An 11,932-nucleotide genomic window follows, 5' to 3' on the forward strand; every position below is an offset into this window, starting at 1 on the left:
ATTCCCTAAAATTTTCACGATGATTCGTGTTTTTAGTAAAGACCTCTTCTGTGTCCCTTTGTTAGGATTAGTTTTAGCTTGGCGTGATCGAGCATGTTGAGGGCATCTGACAAGGTTACCCAGCGATATTCCTCGTGCTCTTTGGATATTACAACGTCCTTCGTCGGTGTAGTGGCAAAGTAGAAGGTAACCTCCTTCTCTGACTTCATGCCATCTCCCTTGAAGTACGAGTATCTTATCTTGCCTACGTAGGATTTTATGTCGAGATTCGTGATTCCTGTCTCCTCTTGCACTTCTCTTACGAGAGTTTGAATCTCACTTTCGCCCTTTTCTTTATGACCTTGCGGGAACCCCCAGAAGCCCCTCCTGTTTCGCAGCAGAAGAAAATGTGCAGGCTCATCAAGGCTGGAATCTAACTTGACTACTGCACCAATCGACTGTTCTGCGACCACTTTACTATCTTTCAAGGTTTCTGAAATAGCGCAGAATAATATTGTTTTTGCCGTTTAAACCTATTAATATCGACAGGCAAGTTCACAAAGCAGCCTTGGGCCGGTCGTCTAGTCCGGTAGGATACGGCATTGGCATTGCTGAGGTCGTGGGTTCAAATCCCACCCGGTCCACTCTTGTCGTTTCGTAACTTAGCCTTGGCTGGTAAGGCAGCCGCTGCCCACATCCCCTTGAACGCTCGACTGCATTATTTCTGGCTATTACAGGGCCACGCGCCCTTACACGCTCGGCTAATGCCAGACTCTCGAGATTGCAGCGATCCAGGACTTTGTCATCAAATAACCAGTTCAGTCAGCTTGACCTGTGTCTACTGCGGCCTTTTTCAGAAAAAATAGGCTATCATAATTGAGTCCAATTTCGCGCACAAATTGCTTGTTTGTTTACCGATAGTTGGTCTCTGCGTCTGCCAAAGCCATTTTCAAAAGCCCTTCCAATCCCGCTGCTAGATCGAATCCCTCAGTTGGGAATCCGCGTCGGACGCTATTCAGTACATGGGATCATCTTCCCTCCATCCATATGGAGTCCTGAGGTGCCGGAAGGACTCGTCCCATCTGTCAAGTGTGATTGGATGTGAGTTGCAAGTCGGCCGATATCCATTGGCTTCTTCAAAAAGCAACGATCCTTCAGGCTGGGCAAGACCTTCTTTACTTCATTTGAATTAATCTGAAAACCCGTCAGAAAGCAAACCTGCATTTCCGGGTTTCTACCCCATAGTTCACGAGCCAGTTCAAATCCCGACATTTCTCTCATCCTCAAATCAACCAACGCGACCCGATATACACCCGGTTCAAATGCCGACAGCGATTCGCGCGGCGAATCAAATGCATCAACTACAAGCCCTCGCAGCTGGAGAGCAAGTTTCAATGAATACACCGTATCCCTGTCATTATCTACCACCATTACCTTTTTGCAGTTATTGGGAACGACTGGGTTAACATACGCCATATTGGGTAACGTTTAGCCCGTGCGTTCGTCGGTAATTAGGTTTGTGGTGGCTTGAACCATTCGAATTCAAACCGACAAGCAATCACATCGTAGTTCTAGCCTCGCTGCAGATATCCAGGGGCACAAAAGGTGTCTTGCGTTATCAGGTGGGGATACCGAACCATACGACCCGTTTGGACAATCAAGGTTGTCTTGTCGTTCGCTCGCCATCTGAAATGTTTGGTAGTAAATGCTATCGGCCTATCGCGATTAGCTTGGGAAGAAGCTTTGACGAAGGCCATTTCTTACGCAAAAGGGACCCAAGGGTAGCAATCGGCTGGAACTTACCGGTAGTTCGATTAGACCAATATCTTCTCTGAAATTCTGATTGCAACTTTGCCATTGTAATTTACGGTATACCTGCGGTAGGTCTGACCAGTTTTTGGGTCGCTAACTCGCTTTCTTATATCAATAAACGTCTCAAGCTTCATTTCGGCAATCAAACGGCCTAGGCCTCGCTTGCCATCTCTCAGCGACTCGCCAAGATTACTGGGGATCGCCGACAAGTCGATTATCGAGTTTGCGAGTATGTAGTGTGTTCCAGTGGAATGGCCTTTTAGCAATACTGTTCGTCTTAGCAGACCTTTGCTTTCCGACTGCTTCAATACAAGCACGTCTATCTTTTCGAACATTAGAATCTCTAAAACATCCTCAACCGTACCTCTCTGAGCCATCAAGAGCCGATTTAGCAGTGGTTTTGATAGTATACGCGTCCTGCGTTGCTTCTGGTCAACTGGGCTCCCCGTCGCAAGCGCGTTAGTTGCGCTGGACTTGCTCCTGCGGACATCCAACTGTGGGCTCACTGAGGCCAAACGCTCCGAAGTGCAAGGAAGGCAAGTGTAAAGGCGATAACCCCAAAGCTGAGAATCTTTAACCTAAGTTCCAGATGCCTTGCGTCACTATTGAGATCTTTTTCATTCCCGTGCCTCTTGAGCTCTTTGTAGCGCCTTGAAATACGAATGTGGTAATACGAGATGGCGGCGGCAAGGCCGGCAGCGATAATTGGCGTGCGCCAATCAGCCACTCCTGCAATTGCGGCCCCTGTGAGGAGCGGAAGCGCGCCCCACGAAATTGCAAACCAAAAATTGTTGTGAAAAGCCCCATTGAAAAGTTCAAAATTATATGCAAAGAGAAAGAACCCTTCTAGCAGGGCGAATAGACCCAGAAAGGGAACGTAGAATTCAATATAGTATATTCCAATGGCATAGGATATCGCAACCGGGACTAGGAGTAAGATTAGCAGTTCCCGGCGGGAAAAGTAGTTTGCCCACGGCTTTATGCGTCTTGACCCGATGGCGTCAGCCGCATGCGCGGACAACCCGAGACCGAGTAGAAAGATTACTGCAATCGCAGCTACTCTGTCCCAATGCACGGATGAGCCAAGAAGTGAACCGGTCACTGCAAAAGACACGCACATCCCCGTATAGGGCAAAAAAAGCATGCCTACTAATGCCCGGAACCGCGGAGAGCCGAAACGTGGAACAAACCATTCGCTCATGCGGTCTGCATCGGATGGCGACGCGTCGTGCATCATGGCTTCCTTCCAGATATTATGCACGATGTTCCGAATGTTAAGGGCAGAACGCTGATTTTCTCAAACCCGTTCGATTTGAGGGCCTGGACGGTCACTTCCTCCCAGGTCGATTGCTCGATTACCTGCCTGAGTTCGTTAAAGACAATCTGCCAAGAATGGGCGAACAGTCCTGCAAGCCGCAGAATTCCAAAATGCATTTTCCACAACAGTCTGATAGCGGCCACGCTCGGCATCGAAAAATCGTGAAATACGAGAAGCCCGCCAGGTTTGAGGACCCGGTACGATTCATTCACGACCTTTTCTGGATCGATGTATTTGGCAAGGTACGAGGAGACTACGGCGTCAAACAAGTCTTCGCGAAACGGGAGCGACTCGGCAGTGCCCTGAGCGGCCGGCACTCCTATTTTTCTCTCAAAAGCGAAGAGGAACTCCCTGGTCAAATCCAACCCTGCAAGCACTGAAATGTTCTCGTCGCGAAGATGCTGTGAAAGTATTCCAGTACCGCACGCAAGATCCAACACCGCGGACGATGTCCTACTCAGCACCGAAACCTGCTTTTTCCATTTGATATCCTGGTTCAGTGTCGCGCACTTTACCACAAAATCGTATGAGGTCGCAGTCTTGCTTGTAAAGAATCGCCTTGCAGTCCGGTAATCCGCATTCGCCGTCAACGACTTACTATCTCTATTCAGTCTATTATGCATTAGAATCTGCAGCCGCGTCCGGTGAGAGTTAAATGCCGAGGAGCCGCGTTATTGTTGTTGTACTTTATTAACTGGCAACGAACGGTGACGGTCGAGAGCAGGCAGGGGGAACAGGTGGTGATCAAGCGCACAAAGAACACCGCCAGATTTCATGAATTTCTGCTGGCCAGTGCCTTCGCGCTCCTATCTGTGTTCTTGTGCCGTCCTTCGAGGCCGCCCGATCTTGCAAATGTTGTCGATAATGAAGGGGCTGAGATGAGAGAATTCCTCGCAAGAATAGGGATACCGACGCCGAAGCTAGTTTTTGTTTCAAGGGAACTGCTGATAGAAGAGTACGTTGCAGGTGGAGACTTTATGAGATGGTTGATTTGCGGAAAAGGTGACGCCGCCCCGCTCTCGTTTGAGGTGGGAAGGCTTACTGGATTAATGCACAAATCCGGACTCGTGTTCAACGACAACAAGGCTCAGAACTATCTCGTTGGTGAAGGCAACAAAATCGTGCGCACAGACTTGGCATTCATAAAAAAGACCAATTCGCTTTTTTCAAGGAGCATGGACGTGGGTTCATTTCTGTCTAGCGTAATCGGGCATCAGCAGTATCGAGAAATCGAGGAGCGCTTTTTTAGCGGGTACAAGCAGGAAACCGGACTCGGGTTTCCCTACCTGTCAATAATTATTCGCAACATTCTCGCTCTGGGCATTTCGTCGGACATTATGGACGCTGCAAAGAATATGCTTAACAGCTCTGGGCATCTTCTCTCGGTCTAAATGGGCGGAAGCTCTGCTTTCTTGTCAAACCCGCCGGAACCAAACTTACAGTAAAAACACTGGTCTGACTGCATGTAGGTCAATTTCAGAATAGTGATTGCTCCAACTTTGAGCGCCAATTTGGTCATGAAACGGTATTTGAACGGCATTGAAGGTATCACTTCGTTAAAGTACACGTCGTAGTGATCGGGGCAGAACTTTAGGGTAATCTGTGCCTTCTGGCGATACTCCTGCTCAACGTTGTCGTTATTCTCGCTAATGGTCTTGGCGACGTTGATTTGTTCTCTAATGTATTCATGCTTGGGGCAGGGACAATCCTTTCCGCCTGGGTGCTTGTATGCAGGCGTATTCTTCCAATCAAAGTCAGGATAATTTCGTTCGAAATCGTCCATGCTAGGCGGCAATCTTATGCTTTCGTTAGCTTATAAACCTGTTTGATTAGGTAACGAAACCGGCCACTCTCAGGTCCTGAAATTTGGGAAGAAAACTTCTCGTACGGGGCTCGCATGAAAATAAATATATGGTTGAACCTGTAACAAGCCGTAAGCGACGTGGTGCGAGACCAGCATAGCGATAGCGGCGCCGCGGCTTTGACAACTGCTGCCGCTCCTTCTGCTAATAATAATTCCGGTAATTCCCACGACTCCGACCCGAATCTTAAGACTCTTCTGGACTTCAAGAAGAGCGTCCAGGAAGAGCAAAAGCTAGCGGATAAGCGAATCCAAGAAATCAATGCTAGTCTCGAAGCTGTAAAGAAACAAATCGACGAAGAACGAGCACAGCTTGACGATCTGCGGGCCCGACTGAAGCAGGTCAACGAAGAAAAAGACGTTGACTATCCAAAGTTTGTCGAATTGAGGATGAGTTTGGCCGATGCCAAAAGCCAGATGAAGACGCTGGACGACAAGGTTGGCGGGGCAGTCGCAGCCAAATCACGCAGGGACAGGCTAGACATTCAGAACCTGACGAAATCCTTGGAGCAAATCGAGAGAGACATTCAAACAAAAAAGCTTTCCAAGGACGAGGAGAGAAAACTCGTTACACGATCTAAGGAAATCGCAACCAAACTCCACACCTTGAAACTGATGCACAAAAAAGAGGATCACTATCGTTCTATATCCGCACAATACGATGGCCTCAAGGACAAGGTCCGGGACATTTTCAGAAGAAAAGAGGAGTATGGAAACAAGATAGGCAAACTGAAGGAGAGCCTATCGACTCTTGTGAACCAGAGAGAAAACCTTTACGAGGAAAGAAGAGGAGCCATTCATACCGTACGTGAGTCAACGGCAAAACTCGAGATGATAGACACACAGCTCAACGCTATCCACTACAAAAAGACCCGAATGCAGGCGGCCGAATACCGGCAGAGGCGGCAGAAAGAGACCGACGAGCGAAGGGTTGCAAGGCAGGAGGCAATGCAGGAACGCGCAAAGAGGGACAAAGAGTACATGGACAGGTGGAATACCCTCAAAGAGGCAGCGATGAAAAAGATGTCGAGTGGCGAAAAACTCACGTTCGATGAAATGAAGCTTATCTTTGGCGACAGCAGTTCGGAGTAATACCCACCCTTCTGTTCAGATAGCTTTTTCTGACGCTTTGCAATTCGGTAAACCATATGGAATCCGACAGAATTGATTACACCGGAAAGGTGTACGTCTATAGCAGCGGGTTCCCGAGCGAAGCAGTGGCAGCCGCTAGGGAGAAATTGGTCGAATACGGTGTGAAAGACGATGACATGGAGATTATCGAGGTCCCTGAAGGTGTTCCCGAGGGCTGCGTGATGGTGACTATTTGGCCCCACTACTTGTCGGTTTCACGGGTAAAAAGAGTCCGAGACGGGTCAATCTATGCCCCCCAGCTGTTTAACATCCAGTTGTGAGCACAACCGTTAAATCATTCTGAACACCTCATCTTGCCGTAAGTGGAGACTTTTTTCTGTAAGCGTGAAAGGCACGATGACTGTCCTGGTGAGTGGGCGGTAAACGAGGCTTGTGCTCCCAACCATGACTGCTCCTTTGACGTTCAGCTTGTCAAGTGCCAATGTGCCTGCCACAGTAAGCAGGCTGGTACAGGAAAACTTAATTGAGCATCCGGCTACCCGGAGCATTGCCTGCCGACTGCTAAATGGAATACATAGTTTCTCTCTTGCAACAACTAGGCCCTGGTCCGAACAGCCAATTTGACCCATCAAGCCCTTGGATGTACGTATACATCGTGTCGCTTGCCGTGATTCCAGTTTTCATGCTATATGGGCAGAAAATGCAGTCCAAAGTAATACTAAATGACGTTTCAAAATCGTTATTCAAGTTAAAGAAAATGAAAGAAGACGCCCGAGTCGAGGCGCTCGACTATGTGAGGAATTCCATCCGTCCTGCCTCTGACCCTTCAAAAAGCATCGACAAATTCCTGGAATACTTTACTATAATGCCCGTGGACATGGATCCAAATGGCCTCATGCGAAAGCTGGAGCACATCATGAGGACTAGGGACGATCGTATGCGTGCAGAAGTGCAAAAGTTATGCTCCGGCGCCAGCTCAGAACAGTTGAGCAGGGTGGAGAACATCCTCGAAGCGGCAACTGCTCTTAACATGATCTACAAAGTGGTCCGTCACTTTTACCTGATGGGCAAGAGGACCACAAGCATGTTTGTGCTCGTCCAGCTCCAGATGGCGATGCCTATCCTGCTGGAACAGGCCACCGCGCTCCAGAAGGCTATCGGCACATTTGAAAAGGGTCAGCCGATAGGCGATGGCATCGGGCCCATGGTCGTTGGTCAGATGATGCTGGGACGAGAGAAGAAGTTTGCGGCAAAGGAGACAGTATACTCGACTGTCGATCTCTATGGCCGCAAGCTCTACCTTTTGAAGGCGGAGGGCCCGTCAGGCTCCGTCGGTCGACCCGGAGAGGCGATAGTTCGGCTTGCCCGGGACCTGGGTATTCGTTTTAGCGCGGTTGTCATGATCGATGCAGCGCTCAAACTGGAGGGCGAGAAAACCGGTGAGGTGGCAGAAGGCATCGGTGCTGCAATTGGCGGCATTGGCGTGGAAAAATATCAGATCGAGGAGGTGACGACGCGGCTTGATATCCCTCTGTTTGCCATAGTCGTCAAGCAGTCGGTTGAAGATGCGATAACGCTAATGCGCAAGGAAATATTTGATTCATTGGGGCAAGTGACGGAAACTCTGAACAGCGTGATTCAGGAAAAGACCCAAGACGGGGATGCGGTGCTTGTGGTGGGCGTCGGCAACACAATGGGTGTAGGCCAGTAGGTCGGGGGACTGATTGGGAAATGCTCTTTGGAAAAAAGAAAGAGGATCCTCCGCGGGTTTACACAGAGGAGACCTGTGGCAAATGCGGAGAAAAGATACGGCGATCATTTCAAGAAGGCGACTTTGTGTTCAGGAAACTCGACGCGGAATGCTCCAAATGCTCGTCAACTGAGCTTATGATAACCGGGATTTACGGGGAATATCCCGCCAGGCACGACGATTATTGACTCTGTGAGCCCTGTCTGAGCTCCGTAATGACGTATGAACCAGACTCCGACGGGATGATGGTATGCTCTGCCTGGACGACGGGCTTGCCCTGCCCTTCAACCAGAATGGGGTAGGCATGGATGTTCCGCCGCTTCAGGAGCACGTCTATGAGCCTTCTCGTCCTGGATTCATCTTCGATATCAACAAGCCAGCGGAGCGCAAAGGGAAGCGTCTTGTACCTCTGCCAAATCTTGTTAAGCAGTTCGTCCGCGTCGGCTTCTTTGGACGGCTTGCGCGAGGTTATGCCAAAAATATTCTTGACCCTTCCGTCATAGACTACTCCCTGTCCTTCCTTTGTAGTCGCAAACGGCTCGATTGCGTAAGCCTCGTTGGCAAGCAGTGCAAATGAGGCTCCGATCGTTCTGATGTTAGGGATCGATTTTCCTGCGTGGACAGTATATTGCTGAAGCGAGTGGCCGCTAAGGTTCTGGATTGGCTTGAAACCCGACTTTGTTATGACGGATTCGATGACTCGTCCTAAGTCGCTTGACTTTGTATTTACGCGTGAAAGCCGCACCGCCTCTGCTAGAGCACTTTCTGCAGCCCTGACCATTGGCTCAAGCGCCGCATTATAGCAGACAGTGACTGCAGTGTCTGCGATGAATCCTTGGATGTGAACTCCGATATCGATTTTTAGTACGTCGCCCTCTTTAACTGTCGTCGTATCGTTTGGCTCGGCAGTATAGTGCGCGGCAATTTCATTCAGGCCCGCATTTACCGGAAAAGCGGGCTCACCGCCCATTTCCCTAATTTGCCTTTCAATAGAGTCGCAGATTTGGAAAAGCGTGGACCCGACATGATATTTCTTGCGCGCATCTTCGCGCACAGCTGCGGCTATCCTACCGGCGCAAATATAGTGGTCAAGACTCACTGGTGGACTATTGCCGGAGTTGGTATAAAGGTTCTACTCAGAGGCGCAGCATGCGTGGATCGATTGCATGCAGCAGCAAATCCGCGTGTCCAGAAGAATCCACCATGATTTTTGACTGGGACGAGCCACCCTAGTCGTTATAAGGCTGTGAACAGAAGGAAAGCTGCGATTCAGGTATGGGCCAGCACATCGAAGGAATTTTACAAATGATCGAGGAGATAAGAAGAGAAAGCAGGATCGACCGAAAAGTCGAGCTCTTGTTAAGACTAAATGCTAGCCTTCCAGAATCAATGCGGCTCGAAATTCCATCGCTTATCACAAACGACTATATCAATTTCGCCCTTTACAAAATCGAAGAGAGATTGCTCGTCGCTTAGATTTGCCGTGAAGACCGGCGGATTCTAGCTAAAGTTCTTCCCATAGACAGAGACGAGGGCGCCCAGCTCCAGGGTTGTGACCGGAAGTTCAGCATGCTCCTCCCAATAGTCAAAGACAGGCGACATCAAGAAACCCTTCTCGCTTGCGACGTGGCCAAGGCCGAGCACGTGTCCGAATTCGTGTCGGGCACTGTTCCGGAAGGCAAATGGCGGCAACTTTACGACAGTCTTGCCGTCGCCGTGAAGAACTACCGGAGAAAGATAGACGCTGATGTCCAGCAGTGTGTTATTCTGCCGTATTATCGTGTAAGCGCCTGTTTCTTGGGGGTAGCCGGGGAACTCTGTATAGCTTGCATAGATGTAGACTTTGACATCGCAGGACTTTTGTTCGCTGACTGTCTGGACGTGCCTTGCGTAGATTGACCAACTCTGGTTTTCACCTGTGTATTCCCTCAATGCTTGGCGCCAGGTCTGAACCTGGAGCTTTGTCCAGACATAGTATGAGTTCGGAACGGCAGCCTCCTTGAAGATGCATACGTCAATGTTGCCTTTGCCCCAGTGATGAGCTGTTACGGGGACGGATGACTCTGCAAAATCTGTCTGCTCAGAGTAATACTGGGCTGCAAACGCAGAACCGTTGGATACAAGAACAAGTGCAACCAGCAATGCGACCGGGGCTTTCGACCAGACCAGCCGGCCCAGGTGGGCGGGCAAAGTAGACTCTTTCATCAGAAAAGCATCAGTTCAGGTTGAATAGGCCGTAATGCAATAAATGCTTTTTAAAGTCATGATGCAAACAAGTTCTTGGATTGCATTACAAGAAGTACGTCCTTGACACTAGCGTGATAATCGATGGTGAAATTACGAAAATGCTAGAGTCGGGCGGTATCGGAGAACATAGCGAAATTGTCATACCGCTTGCCGTTCTGGACGAGCTCCAGTCACAAGCATCGACAAACAAGGAGCACGGGTTTGTGGGGCTTGACGAAATAAAAAAAATGAGAGAGCTTGCATCGGCGCGGAAGGTCACCCTTCGGTTTGTTGGTGAGCGACCGAGTATCGACGATATCCGGCTGGCAAAACACGGCCGTATTGACGCCATAATCAAGGACGTGGCGATGCAGGAATCAGCGACCCTGATTACTGCAGACTACGTCCAGGCGCTTGTGGCCGAAGCACAGGGCATCAGTGCGATGCATATCCGCCTGCCCACCAAAACAACCGACCTTGCCTTTGAGAAATATTTTGACAATGACACGATGAGCGTCCATCTGAAGGAGGGAGTAGTTCCTACCGCCAAGCGCGGCAAACCCGGCAAATTCGAGCTCGTGCGGATAGGAGAGGTCGCCTCGACGTACGGGGAGCTGACAAGGATTATCAAAGAAATTTCCGAGGCAAGCCGGGTTTCAGGGAAAGGGTCCGTTGAAATAAGCCGAAGCGGCGCGACGGTGATTCAGTTCGGGAATTTCCGAATTGCCATTACCCGCACCCCCTTTTCAGACGCGCTCGAAGTTACGATAGTTCGGCCGATTGTTCGGTTGCAGCTTGGGGACTATAATGTGAGCCAGAAGTTGATGGAACGTCTCTCGGGCAAGGCCGAAGGTGTCATTATAGCCGGTCCGCCGGGCTCCGGCAAAAGCACACTCGCAAGCTCTTTGGCAGAATTCTATTCGGGCAGGGGTAAAATCGTCAAGACATTCGAGTCTCCGCGCGACCTGCAGGTCCCTCGTGAAGTTACCCAATACGGGCCTCTGGAGGGGAGTTTTGAAAAAGCTGTCGACATTCTGCTTCTTGTGAGGCCAGATTACACAATCTTTGACGAGGTCCGGCGCAAGCAGGACTTTGAGGTCTTTGCGGATATGAGGCTTGCAGGGGTGGGGATGGTCGGCGTGGTGCACGCAAGCAGTCCACTTGACGCGGTTCAGCGGTTTATGGGAAGGGTTGAGCTTGGAATGATTCCCCACATACTTGACACGATTATTTTTGTAAAAGACGGAAGGATTGGCAAGGTGTTCGAGCTCACACTCACGGTCAAGGTGCCGTCTGGGATGACTGAAGCAGACCTGGCACGGCCGCTAGTCGAGGTCAAGGACTTTGAAACCGGGAAGGTCGAATACGAGATCTACACCTTTGGCGAAGAAAATGTTGTGGTGCCCACCGAAAATGTTGCAACTGGCACAAAGGATTCAGGGGGTGTCAAAAGGCTTGCTGAATCGCGGATTTTGGACTCTGTAAGACGATTCGATCCCCGCGCTGAAGTTAACATTCTTTCGGAAAACCGTGTTCAGGTCAAAGTGAGCAAGGAAGCTGCGCCTAGGATCATTGGCAGAGGCGGGGCGACCGTTTCCGAACTTGAGCAAGAACTCGGCGTCAAGATAGATGTCGAAACCAAGACCCCAGCTCTGGGGAAGGAGCTGGAGTTTGAGATCAGCGAGGCCGGCTCTTCAGTTACGGTACTGCTAAACGAAGAGTCAATTGGCCGGACCGTTGACATCTATATCGACGACGAATACGTCATGAGCAACCAGGTGGGCAAAAAGGCTCGAGTAAAGGTGGACAAGAGGTCGGAGGCGGGCAAAAAACTAGTAAACGCAGAGCTTTCCGGACAGGAAGTCAAGGTCTTTTTGAGCCGCCACTGAGCCGG

Annotated in this window: 15 protein-coding genes and 1 tRNA gene; 8 read left to right on the forward strand and 8 right to left on the reverse strand. The window is 50.0% G+C overall.

Translation table 11 applies throughout. The annotated features are described in order from the left end of the window. Positions 1 to 32: 32 nt before the first annotated feature. Positions 33 to 452 (reverse strand): NUDIX domain-containing protein, encoded by a 420-nt coding sequence (locus tag ABI361_00655; protein MEO9319162.1) that lies wholly within the window; start codon positions 450 to 452, stop codon positions 33 to 35. A 97-nt stretch (positions 453 to 549) separates the two neighbouring features. On the opposite strand from ABI361_00655, the gene ABI361_00660 reads away from it, so the two are divergent. Further along, positions 550 to 623, forward strand: a tRNA-Ala gene (locus tag ABI361_00660). A gap of 367 nt (positions 624 to 990) precedes the next feature. On the opposite strand, the gene ABI361_00665 is transcribed toward ABI361_00660, so the two are convergent. The 4 genes from ABI361_00665 to ABI361_00680 form a co-directional block, all read right to left on the reverse strand. Then, entirely contained in the window at positions 991 to 1,455 is a 465-nt protein-coding gene (locus ABI361_00665; protein ID MEO9319163.1) for a response regulator, read from the reverse strand. 338 nt (positions 1,456 to 1,793) lie between these two features. After that, on the reverse strand, positions 1,794 to 2,297 hold the full coding sequence (locus ABI361_00670; protein ID MEO9319164.1) for a hypothetical protein: 504 nt from the start codon (positions 2,295 to 2,297) through the stop codon (positions 1,794 to 1,796). Further along, the gene (locus ABI361_00675) at positions 2,294 to 2,893 is read right to left on the reverse strand and encodes a hypothetical protein (GenBank protein MEO9319165.1); all 600 of its coding nucleotides are present in this window, start codon (positions 2,891 to 2,893) and stop codon (positions 2,294 to 2,296) included. Before ABI361_00675 ends, ABI361_00670 begins: the two co-directional genes overlap by 4 nt. Before the next feature lie 131 nt (positions 2,894 to 3,024). Continuing rightward, positions 3,025 to 3,699 carry a class I SAM-dependent methyltransferase gene (locus tag ABI361_00680; protein MEO9319166.1) on the reverse strand — a complete coding sequence of 225 codons (675 nt, stop codon included), beginning with the start codon at positions 3,697 to 3,699 and terminating at the stop codon, positions 3,025 to 3,027. A 90-nt stretch (positions 3,700 to 3,789) separates the two neighbouring features. Between ABI361_00680 and ABI361_00685 the strand changes: the two genes are divergently transcribed. Then, positions 3,790 to 4,500: a hypothetical protein gene (locus tag ABI361_00685; GenBank protein MEO9319167.1), complete on the forward strand. Its 711-nt coding sequence runs from the start codon at positions 3,790 to 3,792 to the stop codon at positions 4,498 to 4,500. Here the strand turns inward: ABI361_00685 and ABI361_00690 are convergent. Next, positions 4,497 to 4,892 (reverse strand): hypothetical protein, encoded by a 396-nt coding sequence (locus ABI361_00690; protein ID MEO9319168.1) that lies wholly within the window; start codon positions 4,890 to 4,892, stop codon positions 4,497 to 4,499. The two genes, ABI361_00685 and ABI361_00690, sit on opposite strands and share 4 nt — an antisense overlap. 159 nt (positions 4,893 to 5,051) lie before the next feature. Between ABI361_00690 and ABI361_00695 the strand changes: the two genes are divergently transcribed. The 4 genes from ABI361_00695 to ABI361_00710 all read left to right on the forward strand — a co-directional run bounded on the left by ABI361_00695 (position 5,052) and on the right by ABI361_00710 (position 8,000). Continuing rightward, entirely contained in the window at positions 5,052 to 6,062 is a 1,011-nt protein-coding gene (locus ABI361_00695; protein MEO9319169.1) for a hypothetical protein, read from the forward strand. A gap of 125 nt (positions 6,063 to 6,187) precedes the next feature. Further along, positions 6,188 to 6,382: a hypothetical protein gene (locus ABI361_00700; protein MEO9319170.1), complete on the forward strand. Its 195-nt coding sequence runs from the start codon at positions 6,188 to 6,190 to the stop codon at positions 6,380 to 6,382. Between the two features lie 245 nt (positions 6,383 to 6,627). Next, the gene (locus tag ABI361_00705; GenBank protein ID MEO9319171.1) at positions 6,628 to 7,773 is read left to right on the forward strand and encodes a DUF1512 domain-containing protein; all 1,146 of its coding nucleotides are present in this window, start codon (positions 6,628 to 6,630) and stop codon (positions 7,771 to 7,773) included. A 20-nt stretch (positions 7,774 to 7,793) separates the two neighbouring features. Next, the gene (locus ABI361_00710) at positions 7,794 to 8,000 is read left to right on the forward strand and encodes a hypothetical protein (protein ID MEO9319172.1); all 207 of its coding nucleotides are present in this window, start codon (positions 7,794 to 7,796) and stop codon (positions 7,998 to 8,000) included. On the opposite strand, the gene map is transcribed toward ABI361_00710, so the two are convergent. Beyond that, entirely contained in the window at positions 7,994 to 8,911 is a 918-nt protein-coding gene (gene map, locus ABI361_00715; GenBank protein ID MEO9319173.1) for a type II methionyl aminopeptidase, read from the reverse strand. The two genes, ABI361_00710 and map, sit on opposite strands and share 7 nt — an antisense overlap. A 206-nt stretch (positions 8,912 to 9,117) precedes the next feature. Between map and ABI361_00720 the strand changes: the two genes are divergently transcribed. Continuing rightward, a complete protein-coding gene (locus tag ABI361_00720; protein MEO9319174.1) occupies positions 9,118 to 9,288 on the forward strand; it encodes a hypothetical protein in 171 nt (56 codons plus the stop codon). A 24-nt stretch (positions 9,289 to 9,312) separates the two neighbouring features. On the opposite strand, the gene ABI361_00725 is transcribed toward ABI361_00720, so the two are convergent. Beyond that, entirely contained in the window at positions 9,313 to 10,017 is a 705-nt protein-coding gene (locus ABI361_00725) for a hypothetical protein (protein MEO9319175.1), read from the reverse strand. Between the two features lie 80 nt (positions 10,018 to 10,097). Here ABI361_00725 and ABI361_00730 point away from each other — a divergent pair, with 80 nt between their 5' ends. Continuing rightward, entirely contained in the window at positions 10,098 to 11,927 is a 1,830-nt protein-coding gene (locus ABI361_00730; protein MEO9319176.1) for a PINc/VapC family ATPase, read from the forward strand. Positions 11,928 to 11,932: the final 5 nt, after the last annotated feature.

The sequence above is a fragment of the Nitrososphaera sp. genome (assembly GCA_039938515.1).
Lineage (GTDB): Archaea > Thermoproteota > Nitrososphaeria > Nitrososphaerales > Nitrososphaeraceae > Nitrososphaera.

Bases quoted from the DNA above. Each gene is read 5' to 3' on its own strand.
- ABI361_00665 (MEO9319163.1), bottom strand. From the start codon at position 1,455: ATGGCGTATGTTAACCCAGTCGTTCCCAATAACTGCAAAAAGGTAATG.
- ABI361_00690 (MEO9319168.1), bottom strand. From the start codon at position 4,892: ATGGACGATTTCGAACGAAATTATCCTGACTTTGATTGGAAGAATACG.
- ABI361_00705 (MEO9319171.1), top strand. From the start codon at position 6,628: ATGGAATACATAGTTTCTCTCTTGCAACAACTAGGCCCTGGTCCGAAC.
- ABI361_00710 (MEO9319172.1), top strand. From the start codon at position 7,794: ATGCTCTTTGGAAAAAAGAAAGAGGATCCTCCGCGGGTTTACACAGAG.
- ABI361_00720 (MEO9319174.1), top strand. From the start codon at position 9,118: ATGATCGAGGAGATAAGAAGAGAAAGCAGGATCGACCGAAAAGTCGAG.
- ABI361_00725 (MEO9319175.1), bottom strand. From the start codon at position 10,017: ATGAAAGAGTCTACTTTGCCCGCCCACCTGGGCCGGCTGGTCTGGTCG.